Origin of the sequence: Azospirillum sp. B506 (assembly GCF_000333595.1) — a bacterium.
Taxonomy (GTDB): Bacteria; Pseudomonadota; Alphaproteobacteria; order Azospirillales; family Azospirillaceae; genus Azospirillum.
This window is the reverse complement of the sequence record NZ_BADK01000896.1, coordinates 1-17,906: the sequence shown is the minus strand read 5'-3', so window position 1 is coordinate 17,906 and position 17,906 is coordinate 1. Positions and strand designations below refer to the sequence as shown.

Sequence of the window (17,906 nt, the reverse complement as noted above, 5' to 3'; positions counted from 1 at the left end):
CTGTCGAGCGCCGAAGAGATCATCGAAGAGGCGCGTCAGGGCAGAATGTTCATCCTGGTCGATGACGAGGACCGGGAAAACGAGGGCGATCTGGTGATCCCCGCCTCCTGCGCCACGCCGGAGGCGGTGAACTTCATGGCCAAGCACGGGCGCGGCCTGATCTGCCTGACCATGGACCGGCCGAACATCGAACGGCTGCGCCTGCCGCTGATGGCGCAGCAGAACGCCTCGCGCCACCAGACCGCCTTCACCGTCTCGATCGAGGCGCGCGAGGGGGTGACCACCGGCATTTCGGCCGCCGACCGCGCCCGCACCATCGCCGTCGCCATCGACCCGGCATCGGGGCCGCAGGACCTCGCCACCCCCGGTCATATCTTCCCGCTGCTGGCGCGTGACGGCGGCGTGCTGGTCCGTGCCGGCCATACCGAGGCGTCGGTCGACATCGCCCGGCTGTCCGGCCATTCCAACTCGGCCGTGATCTGCGAGATCATGAACGACGACGGCACCATGGCCCGCCTGCCGGACCTGGTGCAGTTCGCCCAGTTCCATGGGCTGAAGGTGGGCACCATCGCCGACCTGATCGCCTATCGCCGCCGCACCGAGACCATCGTCGAGCAGGTTCTGGCCGGCAACCTCGACAGCCGTTACGGCGGCCGCTTCCAGTCCTATGTCTACATCAACAAGATCCAGTATGCGGAGCACATCGCGCTGGTGCGCGGCGACATCTCCGGCGACGAGCCGGTGCTGGTGCGCATGCATGCGCAGTCGGTGCTGGACGACGTGCTGGGCGACCGCAACTCCGGCCGCGAGAACGACCTCCATGCCTCGATGGAGCTGATCGCCAAGGAGGGCCGCGGCGTCGTCGTGCTGTTGCGCGAGCCGAACCCGAACGGCCTTTCCACCACGCTGAAGGCGCGGCTGGAGGGTCAGGCCGGCAGCGTGCCGGAACTGCGCGACTACGGCATCGGCGCGCAGATCCTGCTGGATCTCGGCGTGCGCAAGATGGTCCTGATCTCCAACCGCAAGAAGCCGATCATCGGGCTGGAGGGCTACGGCCTGACGGTGGTTGGCCACCATCCTATCAATCTGGGCGCCATTACGCCGGGTGCCGCCGACCCCGGCGACGACTGAGCAAGGGGCCGAAAACCGCCGGATGACCGACACGCCCCACATCATGGTCGTGGACGCCCGCGTCCACGAGGACATTGCCGATGAGCTGGCGCGTGGCGCCGTCGCGGAGCTTGACCGCGCCGGTGCCACGCACATCCGTTATGGCGTGCCCGGCTGTCTGGAGCTTCCGGCGGCGATCATGTACGCCATCCGCTCGATGGATTTCTTCACCGCGCGCAGGCGCTTCGACGGTTACGTGGCGCTCGGCTGCGTGATCCGGGGCGAGACGACACGGTATGAGACCATCTGCACCGAATGCGCCCGCGGCCTGCAGGATCTGGCCCTGCGCTACAGCCTGGCGGTCGGAAACGGCATCCTGACGGTGGAAAACCGCGAGCAGGCCTGGGCGCGGGCCAATGTCGGATCGGTCAATACCGGCGGGCGTGCCGCGCGGGCCTGTCTTGACATGATTGACCTGAAGCGCAAATTCCGCCTCTATCCGCGCTGATCCCGACATCTCCTCTCTTTTAGCGACTGCAGATCATGAGCAACGACGACGCGGGCAGCCCCGTGACACCCGATCGCGCCCCCAAGGGCGGCGACTCCAAGGGCAAATCGAAGTCCCGCAAGAACAAGACCGGTGGCGGCTCCGCCAAGGCGCGCCGCAAGGCCGCCCGTCTGGCCGCGGCCCAGGCGCTGTACCAGATCGATCTGGCCCAGGCCCCGGTCGAGAATGTCGTCGGCGAGTTCGTCGCCCACCGGCTGGGCGAGGAAATCGACGGCGACAAGTTCGTCGCCGGCGATCCACAGCTGTTCGCTGACATCGTGCGCGGCGCAATCCACCGCCGGGCCGAGGTCGACGGGGTGCTGGGCGCCGCGCTCGACCCGCGCTTCCCGCTCGACCGGCTGGAGCTGCTGCTGCGCGCCATCCTGCGGGCCGGCGCCTATGAGATCGCGGTGCATCTGGACACCCACCCGCGCATCCTCATCAGCGAATATGTCGACGTCGCCCGCGCCTTCTTCTCCGGCCGCGAGCCGGCGATGGTGAACGGCGTGCTCGACCATGTCGCCCGCGCCCTGCGCGCCGACGACCTCGCCAAGCCCGATCCCGGCCGCAGCGCGGCCGAGGAGTGATATACGACAAGCATCCCCTCTCCCCCCTGGGGAGAGGGTTAGGGTGAGGGGGTCGCACCGCGTGCCTTTCACAAAAACCCACCCCGTGCATCCCCCTCACCCCGACCCTCTCCCCGGGAGGGAGAGGAATCGCCCCCTCGGCGAGTTCGACCGCATCGCCCGCTTCTTCAAGCCGCTGGCCGCCGGGTTCCCCGGTGCCCGCGGCCTGCGGGACGATGCCGCCGTGTTCGGCGTGCCGGAGGGACGGGAGCTGGTCGTCACCACCGACGCGATGGTCGCCGGGGTGCATTTCTTCCCCGACGACCCGCCAGCGGACATCGCTGCCAAGCTGATGCGCAGCAACCTGTCCGACCTCGCCGCCATGGGGGCGGAGCCGCTGGCCTACACGTTGGTGACCGCCCTGCCCCGCGGCCTGGACGAATCCTGGCTTGAAGGCTTCGCCGCCGGCCTGGACGAAGACCAGCGTCAGTTCGGCATCGCCCTGGCCGGTGGCGATTCAGTCTCCACCAGCGGCCCCATCACCCTGTCGGTCACCGCCTTCGGGCTGGTCCCTGCCGGCCGCGCCCTGCCGCGCTGGGGTGGACGGACAGGGGACCGCGTCTTCGTCACCGGCTGTATCGGCGATGCCGCCCTGGGGCTGGAAATCGCCTATGGCCGGCTCGACATCCCGGACGAGGACACCCGCGCCCATCTGCTGCGCCGCCTGCGCCGGCCCGACCCGCGGATGGGCATCGGGCCGCGCCTGATCGGGCTGGCAAGCGGGGCGATGGACGTGTCGGACGGGCTGGTTGCCGATCTCGGCCATCTCTGCGAGGAATCAGGCTGTGCCGCCCTGCTCCGCGCCGACAGGGTGCCGCTGTCGGACGCGGCCCGCGGTGCCATCGACGGTGACCCGGTCCGGCTGGCAGTCGCCATCACCGGCGGCGACGATTACGAATTGCTGTTCTCCGCCCCACCGACGGCCCGCGACGGGCTGGCGGCGCTCGCTGCCGACTGCGGAGTCGCCATCACCGAAATCGGCGAGCTTCGCCCCGGCTCCCCCGGCGATGTGGCGGTGCTGGACGCTGCCGGCAGCCCCCTGCCGCTGTCCCGGCGCGGCTGGGACCATTTCTGACCCCTCGGCCCCGGCAACGCGCGTTTAAGACAATCGAAAGCATCCACGGCGCAGGGTGCGGCGATTCGGCGTTTGTGTAAGGTGTGCTGCCGTGGTCAAGGCCCTGATCGTGCTCGTGCTCGGCATCGTGCTGCTGGGCGGCGCCAGCTTCGGCGGCTGGTTCGTTTACCAGAAATACTTCGCCGAACATGCGGACGCACCGCCGAAAAAGATTGAACCGCCGCCAAAGCCGCCCACCGCCTTCGTCCGCCTGCCGCCGCTGGTGGCGCCGATGATCGGCCCGACCCGAGTCGAGCAGTTCGTCACCGTGGTGGTCGCCGTTGAGGTGCTTGTGGAAAAGCAGCCGATGGTCCAAGCCAACCAGCCGCGCCTGACCGACGCCTTCCTGACCGCCCTCTATGGCGGGATCGCCGACCGGTCTGTCCTGAACGGAGCTTTGGTCAATATTCCTGCCGTAAAGGCCAAGTTCATCGAGGCCGCCGGAAAAGTCGTGGGCAAGGATGCGGTCTATGACGTGCTGGTTCAGGCGGTTACTCAACGCAATCTCTGACCGCCTCGCGCACCACCCGCATTTCGCACCCATTTTGCGGTGCAGTATCCTGACACTACCTATAAAGGCCAGGGTCACCCCCAGCCATTTCGCCGCGTCCTGCCGCCCCGTGCGGCGGTTGCAAAGCGGCCGGACCGGGCGCATGCTTTTCCCGATAATACTTGCGCCCGACTTCTCCCCCACTTGAATGCGTGGTGGGACCAGCCTTTCCGGGGCGCGTCCTTAAAAGCAATCGGGGGATGCGATGGCTCTAGCGTTCATCGTCATCATCGCCGCCGGCCTGCTTGCGCTGGCCTACGGTTTTCGTACCGGAAAAGAAGTCATGGCCGCGTCGCCTGGATCCGACCGGATGCAGGCCATCGCCGCCGCGGTGCAGGAAGGGGCTCGCGCCTATCTGAACCGCCAATACACCACCATCGCCATCGCCGGCATCGTCCTGCTGGTCATCCTGTGGGTGACGCTGGGCTTCCCGGTGGCTTTGGGCTTCCTGATCGGCGCCGTGCTGTCGGGCAGCGCCGGCTATGTCGGCATGAACGTCTCCGTCCGCGCCAACGTCCGCACGGCGGAGGCCGCCACCCGCGGGCTGGCCCCGGCGCTGGACATCGCCTTCAAGTCGGGAGCGATCACCGGCATGCTGGTGGTCGGGCTGGGGCTGCTGGGGGTCGGCGGCTATTTCGGCATCCTGACGCTGGTCTACCGCGTCAACGACCCCGTCGAGGTCCGCACCGTGCTGGAGGCGCTGGTGGCGCTCAGCTTCGGCGCCTCGCTGATCTCGATCTTCGCCCGGCTTGGCGGCGGCATCTTCACCAAGGGCGCCGACGTCGGCGCCGACCTCGTCGGCAAGGTGGAGGCCGGCATCCCGGAGGACGATCCGCGCAACCCGGCGGTCATCGCCGACAATGTCGGCGACAATGTCGGCGACTGTGCCGGTATGGCCGCCGACCTGTTCGAGACCTACGCCGTCACCATCGTCGCCACCATGCTGTTGGCGGCGATTTTCTTTTCCGGCGGCGTGCTTCGGATGATGCTGGTCTATCCGCTGCTGATCGGCGCCGTCTGCATCCTGGCCTCGGTCGCCGGCACCTTCGCGGTGAAGCTCGGTCCCGACAACGCCATCATGAAGGCGCTCTACAAGGGGCTGATCGTCGCGGCCGGCATCTCGCTGGTGCTGATCCTGATCGTCACGGCGATCCTGTTCGGCTTCACCCGTGCCATCACCATGACCGACGGCGTGTCGATCACCGGCTTCAACCTGTTCGTCTCGGCCCTGGTCGGGCTCGGCGTCACCGGCCTGCTGGTCTGGATCACCGAGTACTACACATCGACCGCCTACCGCCCGGTGCGTAGCGTCGCCAAGGCGTCGGAGACCGGGCATGGCACCAACGTCATCCAGGGCCTCGCCGTGTCGATGGAATCGACCGCCCTGCCGGTGATCGTCATCTGCGCCGGCATCCTGATCGCCCACGGTCAGGCCGGCGTCTTCGGCATCGGCATCGCCGCGACGACGATGCTGGCGCTGGCCGGCATGGTGGTCGCGCTCGACGCCTATGGCCCGGTCACCGACAATGCCGGCGGCATCGCCGAGATGTCGGACATGCCCGCCAACATCCGCGTCACCACCGACGCGCTGGACGCCGTCGGCAACACCACCAAGGCGGTGACCAAGGGCTATGCCATCGGCTCCGCCGGTCTGGCCGCGCTGGTTCTGTTTGCGGCTTACGTCCAGGATTTGGGCCATTACTTCCCCAACGTCCCGGTCGAGTTCCGGCTGAACGATCCCTATGTCGTCGTCGGGCTGCTGGTGGGCGGCCTGCTGCCCTATCTGTTCGGCGCCATGGGCATGACCGCCGTCGGCCGCGCCGCCGGATCGGTGGTGGTGGAGGTTCGGCGCCAGTTCCGCGAGATCCCCGGCATCATGGAGGGCACCGCCAAGCCCGATTACGGCCGGGCGGTGGACATGCTGACCAAGGCGGCGATCAAGGAGATGGTCATCCCCTCGCTGCTGCCGGTGCTGGCCCCGGTGGTGCTCTATCTGGTGATCGCCGCCATCGGCGGACAGGCGGCGGGCTTCGCGGCGCTGGGTGCCATGCTGCTGGGCACCATCGTCACCGGCATCTTCGTCGCCATTTCGATGACGTCGGGCGGCGGCGCCTGGGACAACGCCAAGAAATACATCGAGGAGGGCAATCACGGCGGCAAGGGATCCGACGCCCACAAGGCGGCGGTGACCGGCGACACCGTCGGCGACCCCTACAAGGACACCGCCGGCCCGGCGGTGAATCCGATGATCAAGATCACCAACATCGTGGCAATCCTGCTGCTGGCGATCCTGGCGCAGATTGGATGACGGTTCGGGTGAGGAATTGGCGCGGGGCAGGACGACCGCCTGCCCCGCGCCGATGCACTCACATCCCCGGCGAGGCTTCCGGCGCCAGCGTTTCCACGAACTCGTTGAAGTCGGACGCTTCGCGGAAGTCCTTGTAGACCGAGGCGTAGCGGATATACGCCACCTGGTCCATCGTCTGCAGCGCCTCCATGATCTTCTCGCCGATCTGCTTCGAGGGGATCTCGCTTTCGCCGGAGGACTCGAGCTGACGGACCATGCTGTTCACCACCCGGTCGATGCGGTCGGCGTCGATCGGGCGCTTGCGCAGCGCGATCCGCATCGACCGCAGCAGCTTTTCGCGGTCGAAGGCTTCGCGCTGGCCGTTGCTCTTCACCACCGTCAATTCGCGCAGCTGGACACGTTCGAAGGTGGTGAAGCGGGCGCTGCAACTGGGACAGAAGCGCCGCCGGCGGATGGCCGAGTTGTCTTCGGTCGGGCGCGAGTCCTTGACCTGGGTGTCCTCGTTTCCGCAGAACGGGCAGCGCATCTGGTGGTTTCCCCGTCGGTTACAGGCAATTACAGAGTCGGATAGATCGGGAACTGACGGCACAGGCCGCGCACACGCTCGCGCATCGCCGCCTCGACCGCCGTGTTGTCGCCGGAGTTGCTGGCGGCCAGACCGTCCAGCGTCTCGACGATCATCTCGCCGACCTGTTTGAACTCGGCGACGCCGAAGCCGCGGGTGGTCGCCGCCGGGCTGCCCAGGCGGACGCCGGAGGTGATCATCGGCTTCTGCGGGTCGAACGGGACGCCGTTCTTGTTGCAGGTCATGCCAGCATGCTCCAGGCTGGCTTCCGCCGCCTTGCCGGTCAGGTTCTTCGGACGCAGGTCGACCAGAACGATGTGGCTGTCGGTGCCGCCCGACACGATGTCCAACCCACCGGCGATCAGCGTCTTGGCCAGGATCTGGGCGTTGTCGACCACCGCCTGGGCATAGGTCTTGAACTCCGGACGCAGCGCCTCGGCGAAGGCGACCGCCTTGGCGGCGATGACATGCATCAGCGGGCCGCCCTGCAGGCCGGGGAACACCGCCGAATTGATCTTCTTGGCGATGTCTTCCTTGTTGGTCAGCACCATGCCGCCGCGCGGGCCGCGCAGGGTCTTGTGGGTGGTGGTGGTGACCACGTCGGCATAGGGGAACGGGTTCGGATAGACGCCACCGGCGATCAGGCCGGCATAGTGGGCGATGTCGACCATGAAGATCGCGCCGACCTCGTCCGCGATGGCGCGGAAGCGCTGGTAATCCAGCACGCGCGGATAGGCGGAGCCGCCGGCGATGATCAGCTTCGGCTTGTGCTCGCGGGCCAGCGCCTCGACCTGATCGAAGTCGATCAGATGGTCGTCCTTGCGCACGCCATACTGCACGGCCTTGAACCACTTGCCGGACATGTTCGGGGCGGCGCCGTGGGTCAGGTGGCCGCCGGCGGCCAGCGACATGCCGAGCACGCAGTCGCCCGGCTGAAGCAGGGCGAGCAGAACCGCCTGGTTGGCCTGGGAGCCGGAGTTCGGCTGCACATTGGCGAAATCGCAGTTGAACAGCTTGCAGGCGCGCTCGATCGCCAGGGTCTCGGCGACGTCGACGAACTCGCAGCCGCCATAGTAACGCTTGCCCGGATAGCCCTCGGCATACTTGTTGGTCAGGACGGAGCCCTGCGCCTCCAGCACCGCCTGCGAGACGATGTTCTCGGACGCGATCAGTTCGATCTGCTCCTGCTGGCGGACCAGCTCGTCGCGCACCGCGCGGGCCAGTTCGGGATCGGTCTCGGCGAGCGAGGCGGCGAAAAAGCGGCCGATCTCGGCGGTGTTGCTGCTGGTCATGGCGGAAGGCTCCTCATCGAAGGGCATGGAGCCGGCCGGACAGCGGGTCCGGCGACTCCATCGGGTCTTGCCGGGCCTTGAGCCCGGGCAGGTCGTTCCGGGCTCTGTCGCGTCCCGGTTGCGGGCCTTGCGGCCAAATGGTCGGCCCGGATAAGGCTGCGCGGATACGCGCTCAGCCCATCTTGGCGATGCGACGGCTGTGACGCTCGCCGCCTTCGAAGTCGGTCTTCAGGAAGACGTCGACGCAGTCCTTGGCGATCTCCGGCCCGATGACGCGGGCGCCCAGCGCGATCACGTTGGCGTCGTTGTGCTCACGCGACAGCCGCGCGGTGGTCACGTCGTGGACCAACGCCGCCCGGATGCCGGGATGACGGTTGGCGGCGATGCTGATGCCGATGCCGCTGCCGCAGATCAGCACGCCCCGCTGTGCCCGCCCGTCGGTGACGGCGGCGGCCAGCGCCGCGGCGAAGTCCGGGTAATCGACCGAGGCAGGCCCGTCGGTACCGAGATCGAGGACGGAATAGCCGGCGCCCTCAAGCTGCCGAACGATCTGAGCCTTCAGCTCATACCCGGCGTGATCGGAAGCGAGTGCCACGGTGCGGACGGTCATGACGGCGAAAACTCCGGTGCGTGCGGTAGCGAAGGCACGATCTGCAACTGGGCCGGCGGCAATTGAACCGGCAATGCGGCGAAAGACGCCGGCACCCTACCAGATGTCGGGTCCAACCGCCACAGCCACACCATGACATGGATGCATAGCTAAACCCGGCGCCGACGCACAACCGGCTCCCATCCCGACTACAACGCATTTGCCATAAATTGCCGCCATCGATTCTCCCTGACCGCAAGGGTTGAGGCACAACGCCCTACCACCGCGAAAGTCAGCCGACGGCTTTCACCTCTTCGTTGCCGAGCGACGGAAACAAGGGAGATAGCCGGTTCGATATATGAGCGGGAAATCAGCCAATTGCCGCGTCGGACTCGGGGGAAAATCGCAAGCCGGCACTTACTAGACGGCCCTTAAAGCCGCGGCACAGCCACAACCGCGCAACGATTTTCAGCGAAAGCTGATTTGCACCACGCTCCTTTGTTCTGGCCGGCAAGAGCAACTAATTTGGTGCTTGCCGAAATTATATTGACACCCAAATCACGGTATGCAACTTGGTTCCTACGGACAAATGAAAAACCAGGACACAGTGCAATGAGCGACCAGCTTCGCGCCGATGTACCGGACAATGCGCTGCTGCGGATGACCGCCGACATCGTATCGGCGTATGTCAGCAAGAACGTGTTGCCTGCTCAGCAAATCCCCGACGTGATCAATACGGTCTACTCGTCGCTGACCGGTCTGAATGGTCAGCCGCGCGAGGTCGCAGCGGAGCCGCTGAAGCCGGCCGTGCCGATTCGCAAGTCGGTGACGCCCGAATACATCGTCTGCCTGGAAGACGGGAAGAAGTTGAAGATGCTGAAGCGGCACCTTCGCTCGACCTACAACATGTCGCCTGACGAATATCGCTCCCGCTGGGGACTGCCGCCCGACTACCCGATGGTCGCGCCGAACTACGCAGCACAGCGTTCGGAATTCGCCAAGCGTATCGGCCTGGGCCGCAGCTCCGGCCGCCAGACCCGCCGCAAGGCCGGTTGATCGAGTAACGTCCGTATGCAACGCGGGCCGATCCCCAGGGAGTCGGCCCGTGTGCGTGTCAGATGGCCTGCCCGGTCGGCAGAGACCCCATCGCCAAGGTCACCGACAACACCGTTCAATTGCAAAGCCATCCAATTGGTTGAAGACGCGGGTCGGTTGCGTTTCACAGTCCCCGATCGACAGTTTCCCTCCGCTCGACAGCAGCCGGTTGCGCCGGTCTCCCCGCCATCGACGGCCGCCCCCCTTTGCAGAACGACAACCTCAGTTGGCGCAGCCCTTCCTGCCCGAAAGGCGGCAGTTGAAACGGTCGACGTTGCGGCTCAATTCCCGTCCGGTCGACACATTCTCCTCATTCAGGCACGTCAGATAAGCCATCGATTTGTCGACGTAGTCCTTCACCTCTCCCTGGCAGGAGGACATCTTGTCGGCGCTTAGGAAGGTTGCCTGATCGTCCATGCACTGCGGCACGCCCGGCTTCAGGCATCCCGCCGCAGGCGTGGTCGGCTGAGGCGCCGAAGAGGCGGCTCCGCCTGCCGCGGGATTGGAGGATGCCGCACCGGACGCGGACGGGCGGCCGCCATGATCCTGCGCTCCATGGCCCGGTTTCTGCGACGCCTGGGAGGCAGCGGCGCTTGCCGCCTGCGAAGCGGTCAGGACCGGAAGAGCGCCCACCAGAGCCGTCGCCGTCACCGCGGCCGACATCACCGACACGCGCAGGAACGCCGTCACACGAACCGCCATCACGCCAAAAGCCGTCATACCCACCATGGCCTCGATCCTCTGGTGTTTCGTTCCTCTGCCCGAAGGCCCGGCACGGACATGTCCCGGCCGACATCCCGCTTAACTGGCCGGACGGCACAGGAAAAGGGGCTTTTCTTCTGCGCCATTCGTTCGGAGATGCGCGGTTCTACAAGCGTTACACCCCCTGCGCCAGTGTCAACGGGCAGGCATAGGTCTACTGTCTGGGTCGAGCGGTTCGCTCTACGACCGGCCGCCCGGGCCTGGAGGCAATTCCGGGGCCGGGATCGCCGGCGCAGGCATGCCGGCGCTCACCATCAGCAAAAGCCAGACTTCGATCCGCGCCGCCCGGCCCCGTCCGGCGGCGCGTTTTTCTTTGCGCCGCCTTCGCCCTGTCCCCCCCGGTCAGTAGAGCCCGCTCCCCCGCTTCGGCCCCGGCTTGGGCGGTGTCGCGGGTCCGGCTCCCTTGTTCTGGACGAAGCGCAGCTTGTTGATCGCCGTGCGCTTCAGCAGTTCCTGGCTGCCGGTCGCCGGACCGGCAACCGTCACCTCGACGCCGGTCCTGGCGTCGATCGCGGTCACCCGCAAATAGCTGCCGACCCGCTGGAATTCGAACAGCACATCGCCATCCGTCATGATCGCCGCCCCCTGCCCGAAGGCGATGCCCCGTTCGATACCGCAACACAAGGGCGCCGCCGCTGTTGTCCACGCTGCCATTCGGCGCGCAGGAGCCCCGCTCCGCCAACACCCACAGCGAGGAAGGACCATCACAATGGCCACCAAGACGATGCAGGATCTGCTGATCGAGGATCTTCGCGACATTTACCACGCCGAGAAGCAGATCGCGAAGGCCTTGCCCAAGATGGCGAAGGCCGCCAGTTCCGACCAGTTGCGCCAAGCCTTTGAAACCCATCTGGAACAGACCCACGGCCAGATCGAACGGCTGCAGCAGGTGTTCGAGGAGTTGGACACCCGCCCCCGCGGCAAGCACTGCGACGCGATGGAAGGGCTGATCAGCGAGGCCCAGGAAATGCTAGAAATGGGTCTGGCACCCGAAGTCCAGGACGCCGCCCTGATCGCCGCCGCCCAGAAGGTCGAACATTACGAGATCGCCAGTTACGGCACGCTGCACGCCTATGCCACCGCCTGCGGCCTGGACAGGGTGGCCCAGCTGCTGGAAGAGACGCTGCAGGAGGAAAAGGACACCGACACGCTGCTGAACAAGCTGGCCATCGGCGACGTCAACAAGAAGGCGATGGCGGCCGGAGGCAAGAAGGCCGCCTGACCGCATGAAGGTCCGGATCCTCCGTGACCAATCGGTCCCGGCCCCGGCATAGGGGGCGGGCACCGGTTGCATGTGCCGGGAAGGACCGGTAGCATCCAGCCATCCGGTCCTTCGCGGTGTTTTGCCATGCGCAGCCTTCTGCCTGCCCTCTGCCTCGCCCTGTTCCTGACGTTGCCGTCGATGCATCTGCCGTTGCAACGAGGGGGCGGCGGGCGGCCTGCCGCCGTCGGTGCGGATCAAGCCGTTGATGGTGCCGGTGGTGAATGCCGGCCGGATCGAGAAATACACCCAGGTCGAGGTGAATCTGGAGGTCGGCGATGCCCTGAAGCTGGGCGAGGTGCAGCTCAGCATCCCACGCCTGCACGATGCCATCCTCACCGCCATCTACAAGGGCGTGGACGAGGGATGGATCGTCCGCGGCAACATCGCGAACGTGCCCGCCCTGCGCCGCCGGATCGACGATTCGGTGATCGCCATGTTCGGCAAGGACGTCGTCACCCGTATCCTCATCACGCCCATCGCGCGGCAGTCCTCGTTGCAATAGAGTCCTCGTTGCAATAGGGCGCCCCTGCCGTCAGTCCACACCACTCCATGCCGGGAGGATCGAGTCGTCATGGCCCTCGTCTATGTCGCGCGCAGCGTCGCCCTGACCAAATGGGCGTCCGACGTCGGGCAGGGAAAGCACATTTACAAGCTGGGGGTCGCTGAGGACGAGGCCGCGGCCAAAGCCGCCATCGCTGTCGGCTGGGGTGGGGAATCCGACTGGAAGCTGGTCCAATCCAAGGAGGTCGAGGATCTGGACGAGGAAACCGCGCTGGCCCGGCTCGGCCGGCGCGAGAAGGCGATCGATCCCACCTATTACCCGCGGCTGAAGGGCGCTGCCGGCGTGTTCCGCATCACCCTGACCAACGTGCAGAACAGCCTGCTGGTCGCCAAGGCGATGACCGCCGACGAGCCGCTGACGGAGGTCAAGGTGAAGCCGAAGGACATCGCCGATTACATGATCCGCAACGCCATCGCCTGACCGTTTCATGAAGCACTCTCCTCCGCCCATCCGCCGGGTCGGCTTCGATGACCTGACGCTGACCGAACTGCACGACCTGCTGGCCTTGCGCAGCCAGGTGTTCGTGGTCGAACAGGAATCCCCCTATCCCGACATCGACGGTCGCGACCCGGGGGCGCTTCATCTGATCGCAGTGGACGGAAGCGGCGCCCTCGTCGGCTGCGCCCGCTGTCTCGGCCCGCAAAATGACGGCCTGCAAAATGATGGCCCGGATACCGGGGGTGCGGTCTCCTTCGGCCGGCTCGCAGTCGACCGCTCGCAACGCTCCACCGGTCTGGGACGGGCTTTGGTGACGGAGTCGCTGGCGGTGCTGGCCGAACGCTGGCCCAGCCATGACGTCGTCATCGGCGCGCAGTTGTATCTGGAGCGTTTCTACGGCAGCTTCGGCCTGGTTCGGGACAGCGATCCCTACGACGATTTCGGCATCCCGCACATCGACATGCGGCTGCGGCGCTGATCAATCCCCGTGATTCGCCGACCCCGGTCTGCTTTGCAGACCCTGCGCTCTTTATCTTTTGCCTTCGATCGTTGACCGCCGCCCGCGCAGGACCGCACCGGCGGATGCGACATCATGCCCCAGCATACATGAGTAGTGTTGCCTCCGGCTGTCTGCGGCATCGGATGGACAACGAAGCATTATTTTCCCGACGCCTCTCCAAGAGGCATAGCCTTTATGTAATAGACCCGAGGCATCGTCATACGTAGAATTTGCGATGATCGACCTCAACCAAATCGCCATATCAGTGTTTATATTCGAGTCGAGGTGGTTGCTACCCATTCGTATACAACTAAAAATGCGAGACGACCGTCCACACGAAAAATTAGCCCGTCCATTCACATGAGGCGCAGAAAATGTCTTGGTTCATCAATCTCCGCATTGGCGGAAAACTGCTGGCATCATTTTCAGTGCTAATTGTTATAATCGGCGCGATCAGCTATTCGAACTATTTTACTTTATCATCGATCCAATCTTCCATTGGCTGGACTCTCCACACCTACCGCGTCATCCAGGCCACCGATACGGCCATGGCGGCAATGGTCGACCAGGAAACCGGTCTGCGCGGCTATCTGGTCAGCGGCGATCAGGCATTCCTTGAGCCCTACCGCTCGGGCGGGCAGGCCTTCGACCGTGCATTGGCGGAGGTGAAGTCGCTGACCGCCGACAACCCGCAGCAGCAGGCCCGGCTGGAAGAGTTGCGCCAGCATGCCGCCACCTGGCGCCAGACGGTGGCCGAAAAGGAAATCGCCCTGATGTCGAAGCCCGACACCCGGGAGGAGGCGCGCGCCATGGAGGCGAAGGCACTGGGCAAGGCGTCGATGGACGGCATCCGTGTGCTGGTCCGGCAGATCGACGATGCCGAGCGCGGCCTGCTGACCGTGCGGGATGCGGAACAGAAGGCCGCCTTTTCCACCGGATACGTTACCGCCATCGTCGGTGCGCTCGTCTCCCTGCTGGTCGCTGTGACCGCCGGCATGGTGCTGCGCGGCTCCATCGCCGCGCCCATCGTCGCGATGACCGCCGCCATGAGCCGGCTTGCCGGCGGCGACCGCGCGGTCGAGGTCCCCGGCGTCGGCCGCGGGGACGAGGTCGGTGCCATGGCCGACGCGGTGGATGTGTTCAAGCGCAACGCCATCGAGGCCGACCGCCTCGCCGCCGTCCAGCGTGCCGATGAGGAGGCCAAGGCGCGCCGCACCGCCCGGCTTGACGAGCTGACGCGCACCTTCGAGGGCAACGTGACCGCCGTGGTGAAGAGCCTGTCCGGTGCTGCGACCCGGATGCAGCAGTCGGCCGGCGCACTGACCAGCACCGCCGACGAGACCGACCGCCAGAGCACCACGGTGGCGTCGGCCGCCGAGCAGGCATCCGCCAATGTCCAGACCGTTGCCGCCGCGGCGGAGGAGTTGTCCTCCTCCATCGCCGAGATCGGCCGTCAGGTCACCCAGTCGACCCGTGTCGCCGAGCAGGCGGTCAGCGGCGCCAGCCGGGCCAACGGCGTGGTTTCCGGCCTTGCCGAAGGGGCGCAGAAGATCGGCGAGGTGGTGGATCTTATCAACAACATCGCGGCCCAGACCAATCTGCTGGCGCTGAACGCCACCATCGAAGCGGCGCGCGCCGGCGAGGCCGGAAAGGGATTCGCCGTCGTCGCCAGCGAGGTGAAGAGTCTGGCCAACCAGACGGCGAAGGCGACCGAGGACATCACCGGCCAGATTTCCACCATTCAGGGGGCGACGCGCGACGCGGTTGCCGCCATCGAGGAAATCGGCCGCATCATCGGCGAAATCAGCCAGATTTCGGCGACCATCGCCTCGGCGGTCGAACAGCAGAGCGCCGCGACGCAGGAGATCAGCCGTAATGTCCAGGAGGCGGCGCAGGGCACCCAGCAGGTCACCAGCAACATCGTCGGCGTCACCCGCGCCGCCGGCGACACCGGCCGGGCCGCCGGCGAGGTCCGCACCGTCGCCGACCACCTGACCACCGAATCCAGCCGCCTGCGCCAGGAGGTGGAAACCTTCCTGAATGGGGTGAAGGCAGCGTGAGGTCGGGAGGGGCACCATCATGTGCCCCTCCCCCCGGACGCTCAATGCGACAGCAGCAGCGGCACCGGACAGGTGCGCAGGACATGCCGCGTCCCGCTGCCGCGATGCAGGAACGGGAAGCCGTAATGCCCATGGGCGCCCATCACCAGCAGGTCGGCGCCGGTGTCCATGGCGCGGGCCAGCAGGGCGTCCATCGCGCCGATGTCGGTGACGGTGAAATGGGTCTGTTCCGCCGTCACGCCGTGGAAGGCGAGATGGTCGAGAACGCCGACCCGCGGCGACTCCGGGGACGCGGACGACGCCTGGGTCAGCACGGTGATCACCGTCACCTCGTCGGCCTTCTCCAGCATCGGCATGGCGTCGGACAGGGCACGGGCGGCCTCGCGCTCGGCGTTCCAGGCGACGGCGACGCGCTTGCCGATCACGGCAAAACGCCCGGCATAGGGGATGACCAGCACCGGGCGGCCGGAATTCAGCACCACCTGCTCGTTCAATTCCTCCGGCGCCGCCTGGGAACCGGCATCGCGGTCATACTGGCCCAGCACCGTCAGGTCGGCGAAGCGCGACCAGATGATGACCTCGCGGATGACATGGTTGTACTCACCGTGGGTCAGCCCGTGCCAGTGGCCCTGCAGCCCGGCCGCGGCGAGCTTCTCCTTGAACAGCGCCTCGCTGCGGGCGGCGGCGTCGACCAGATGGTCGCTTGACCGGCGGGCGATCACGCTGGTGGCGTTGCGGTCGCCCTGCGCGAACAGGCCGCGCAGGAAGGCCCCGTGCCGCTGGGCCAGCGCGATCGCGGCGTCGAGCCGCGCCTCGACATGCGGGCTGCCGTCGAGATGGACGAGGATGTGCTTGTAGGTCATGCGGGTCCTCCCGGTCTGAAATGCGAAGTCTTGCGACGTCTGCCGTTGTCCACAGGACCAATGAGCGATCCGGCGGATTGTTTCACATGCATCATGTTCAGCCGGTCGGCGTTCGTCCAGCGGCGTTCGCCCGGCTTGCGGCGAAAGGTCGCAATGAGGACAGTCCCCCGCCACCGCTCAGGCGTCGCGGAAACGTCCATAGGTGTAGTGCGCGGCACAGGCGCCTTCTGCCGACACCATGCAGGATCCCATCGGGTTTTCCGGGGTGCAGACGGTGTCGAACAGTTTGCAGTCGACCGGCCGCTTCACCCCACGCAGGATGGCGCCGCAATCGCACCCCTTGTGGTCGGGCACGCTGGCCCCGGCGATGGGAAAGCGCCGCTCGGCATCGAAGGCGGCATAGGCCTCGCGCAGCTTCAGCCCGCTGTGCGGGATGCTGCCCAGGCCGCGCCACTCGAAGGATGCCCGGGTCTCGAAGATCTCAAGCACCAGCGCCTGGGCCTTGCGGTTGCCTTCGGCGGTGACGGCGCGGGTGAACTGGTTCTCCACCTCCGCCCGCCCGTCGTTGATCTGGCGGACCAGCATCAGGATGGATTGCAGCACGTCCAGCGGCTCGAAGCCGGAGATCACCACCGGCTTGCCATGCTCGACCGCGGCCGGGGCGTAGGCCTCCGACCCGATGACGACGGAGACATGGGCCGGCCCGACGAAGCCGTCGAGCGACAGTCCCTCATCCGCCCCCGCCAGGATGCCCTGGATGGCCGAGGGGGTGAGCACATGGTTGCAGAAGACGGAGAAGTTGGCCAGCCCCTGCGCGGCGGCGGCGCGGACGGCCAGCGCGGTCGGCGGGGTCGTCGTCTCGAAACCGATGGCGAGGAACACCACCTGCCGGTCCGGATTCTCCGTGGCGATGCGCACGGCGGCGTCGGCCGACACCACCATGCGCACGTCGGCGCCCTGGGCCTTGGCCTTCAGCAGGCTGAGCCGGCCCGACCCCGGCACCCGCATCACGTCGCCATAGGTGCACAGCGTCACCTCCGGCCGGCGGGCCAGCGCGATGGCGTCGTCGATCCGCCCGACCGGCAGGACGCAGACCGGGCAGCCCGGCCCATGGATCATCCGCACATTGGCCGGCAGCAGGTCGGGGATGCCGTAGCGCGAGATGGCGTGGGTATGGCCGCCGCAGAACTCCATCAGGTGATAGGAGCGGTCGGCCCGCACCTCCCGCGCGATGGCGGCGGCAACGTTGCGGGCCAGAACCGGATCGCGGAACTCTTCGACATATTTCATGGTCGCTCCCTCTGCCCCGCCATTTCATCCGCAAGGCTGATCCTATGCGTTGATACGGATCAAGAGGGAAGCCCGGCGTTCGGTCGCAGCCTCACACCTTGTAGGCCAGCCGCAACCCGCCCCAATGGCGGCCCCGCACCGTGACGGGAGCCGAGACGTCCTTCATCAGCGCGAATTGTCCGCCCCCCATGTCGCGCCGGTAGGTCTGCAGCAGGAAGGGCTTCGTATTGCGGCCGGCGGCCAGACCGACGCGGTCGTTGAAGATGCGGCGGTTGCGGCAGTTGGCGGCGTTCCACACCGGATCGCGGCCCTGGGGCTGGCTGAAGCTGACGGTTGTGGGTGGGCAGATAGCCATTCTCGTCCACCTCACGC

General features: G+C 66.5%; 19 protein-coding genes and 1 pseudogene. 12 read left to right on the top strand and 8 right to left on the bottom strand.

Annotated features, from left to right (window positions below):
• The 6 genes from ribB to I71_RS27815 all read left to right on the top strand — a co-directional run.
• Positions 1-1,131: 3,4-dihydroxy-2-butanone-4-phosphate synthase (ribB, locus tag I71_RS27840; protein WP_083897439.1), on the top strand; the 1,131-nt coding region annotated here is incomplete at its 5' end.
• Positions 1,132-1,153: 22 nt separating this feature from the next.
• On the top strand, positions 1,154-1,618 hold the full coding sequence (gene ribH, locus I71_RS27835) for a 6,7-dimethyl-8-ribityllumazine synthase (RefSeq protein ID WP_042701741.1): 465 nt from the start codon (positions 1,154-1,156) through the stop codon (positions 1,616-1,618).
• Positions 1,619-1,653: 35 nt separating this feature from the next.
• Positions 1,654-2,244: a transcription antitermination factor NusB gene (nusB, locus tag I71_RS27830; protein WP_042701738.1), complete on the top strand. Its 591-nt coding sequence runs from the start codon at positions 1,654-1,656 to the stop codon at positions 2,242-2,244.
• Between the two features lie 85 nt (positions 2,245-2,329).
• Complete coding sequence (gene thiL / locus I71_RS27825) at positions 2,330-3,358, top strand: thiamine-phosphate kinase (RefSeq protein ID WP_042701734.1); 1,029 nt, start codon at positions 2,330-2,332, stop codon at positions 3,356-3,358.
• A gap of 91 nt (positions 3,359-3,449) precedes the next feature.
• Complete coding sequence (locus I71_RS27820) at positions 3,450-3,908, top strand: hypothetical protein (protein WP_042701729.1); 459 nt, start codon at positions 3,450-3,452, stop codon at positions 3,906-3,908.
• Positions 3,909-4,152: 244 nt separating this feature from the next.
• On the top strand, positions 4,153-6,255 hold the full coding sequence (locus I71_RS27815) for a sodium-translocating pyrophosphatase (RefSeq protein WP_042701726.1): 2,103 nt from the start codon (positions 4,153-4,155) through the stop codon (positions 6,253-6,255).
• Between the two features lie 58 nt (positions 6,256-6,313).
• Here I71_RS27815 and nrdR read toward each other — a convergent pair whose 3' ends face one another.
• The 3 genes from nrdR to rpiB all read right to left on the bottom strand — a co-directional run bounded on the left by nrdR (position 6,314) and on the right by rpiB (position 8,722).
• On the bottom strand, positions 6,314-6,781 hold the full coding sequence (nrdR, locus tag I71_RS27810; protein ID WP_042701723.1) for a transcriptional regulator NrdR: 468 nt from the start codon (positions 6,779-6,781) through the stop codon (positions 6,314-6,316).
• Positions 6,782-6,810: 29 nt separating this feature from the next.
• Complete coding sequence (glyA, locus tag I71_RS27805) at positions 6,811-8,112, bottom strand: serine hydroxymethyltransferase (protein ID WP_042701755.1); 1,302 nt, start codon at positions 8,110-8,112, stop codon at positions 6,811-6,813.
• Positions 8,113-8,284: 172 nt separating this feature from the next.
• Positions 8,285-8,722 carry a ribose 5-phosphate isomerase B gene (gene rpiB / locus I71_RS27800; RefSeq protein WP_042701720.1) on the bottom strand — a complete coding sequence of 146 codons (438 nt, stop codon included), beginning with the start codon at positions 8,720-8,722 and terminating at the stop codon, positions 8,285-8,287.
• A 591-nt stretch (positions 8,723-9,313) separates the two neighbouring features.
• On the opposite strand from rpiB, the gene I71_RS27795 reads away from it, so the two are divergent.
• Complete coding sequence (locus tag I71_RS27795; RefSeq protein ID WP_042701716.1) at positions 9,314-9,757, top strand: MucR family transcriptional regulator; 444 nt, start codon at positions 9,314-9,316, stop codon at positions 9,755-9,757.
• A 261-nt stretch (positions 9,758-10,018) separates the two neighbouring features.
• On the opposite strand, the gene I71_RS27790 is transcribed toward I71_RS27795, so the two are convergent.
• Complete coding sequence (locus I71_RS27790; RefSeq protein ID WP_244434093.1) at positions 10,019-10,525, bottom strand: hypothetical protein; 507 nt, start codon at positions 10,523-10,525, stop codon at positions 10,019-10,021.
• 375 nt (positions 10,526-10,900) lie between these two features.
• Positions 10,901-11,131 carry a DUF6898 family protein gene (locus I71_RS27785; protein ID WP_042701749.1) on the bottom strand — a complete coding sequence of 77 codons (231 nt, stop codon included), beginning with the start codon at positions 11,129-11,131 and terminating at the stop codon, positions 10,901-10,903.
• A 136-nt stretch (positions 11,132-11,267) separates the two neighbouring features.
• Here I71_RS27785 and I71_RS27780 point away from each other — a divergent pair, with 136 nt between their 5' ends.
• The 5 genes from I71_RS27780 to I71_RS27760 all read left to right on the top strand — a co-directional run bounded on the left by I71_RS27780 (position 11,268) and on the right by I71_RS27760 (position 15,381).
• Entirely contained in the window at positions 11,268-11,780 is a 513-nt protein-coding gene (locus tag I71_RS27780; protein ID WP_042701715.1) for a ferritin-like domain-containing protein, read from the top strand.
• A 244-nt stretch (positions 11,781-12,024) separates the two neighbouring features.
• Positions 12,025-12,324, top strand: coding sequence for a hypothetical protein (locus tag I71_RS27775; protein WP_244434092.1), 300 nt, complete (start codon positions 12,025-12,027; stop codon positions 12,322-12,324).
• Between the two features lie 69 nt (positions 12,325-12,393).
• Complete coding sequence (locus I71_RS27770; protein WP_042701713.1) at positions 12,394-12,804, top strand: hypothetical protein; 411 nt, start codon at positions 12,394-12,396, stop codon at positions 12,802-12,804.
• Positions 12,805-12,811: 7 nt separating this feature from the next.
• The gene (locus I71_RS27765) at positions 12,812-13,300 is read left to right on the top strand and encodes a GNAT family N-acetyltransferase (protein WP_042701693.1); all 489 of its coding nucleotides are present in this window, start codon (positions 12,812-12,814) and stop codon (positions 13,298-13,300) included.
• A 395-nt stretch (positions 13,301-13,695) separates the two neighbouring features.
• Complete coding sequence (locus tag I71_RS27760) at positions 13,696-15,381, top strand: methyl-accepting chemotaxis protein (RefSeq protein WP_042701690.1); 1,686 nt, start codon at positions 13,696-13,698, stop codon at positions 15,379-15,381.
• 41 nt (positions 15,382-15,422) lie between these two features.
• Here the strand turns inward: I71_RS27760 and I71_RS27755 are convergent, their stop codons facing one another.
• The 3 genes and pseudogenes from I71_RS27755 to I71_RS27745 form a co-directional block, all read right to left on the bottom strand.
• Positions 15,423-16,244: a universal stress protein gene (locus I71_RS27755; protein WP_042701688.1), complete on the bottom strand. Its 822-nt coding sequence runs from the start codon at positions 16,242-16,244 to the stop codon at positions 15,423-15,425.
• Between the two features lie 177 nt (positions 16,245-16,421).
• Positions 16,422-17,534, bottom strand: a complete 1,113-nt coding sequence (hypD, locus tag I71_RS27750; RefSeq protein WP_042701685.1) for a hydrogenase formation protein HypD — start codon at positions 17,532-17,534, stop codon at positions 16,422-16,424.
• Between the two features lie 91 nt (positions 17,535-17,625).
• Positions 17,626-17,906 (bottom strand): annotated as a pseudogene (locus tag I71_RS27745) (methyl-accepting chemotaxis protein); the annotation flags it as partial.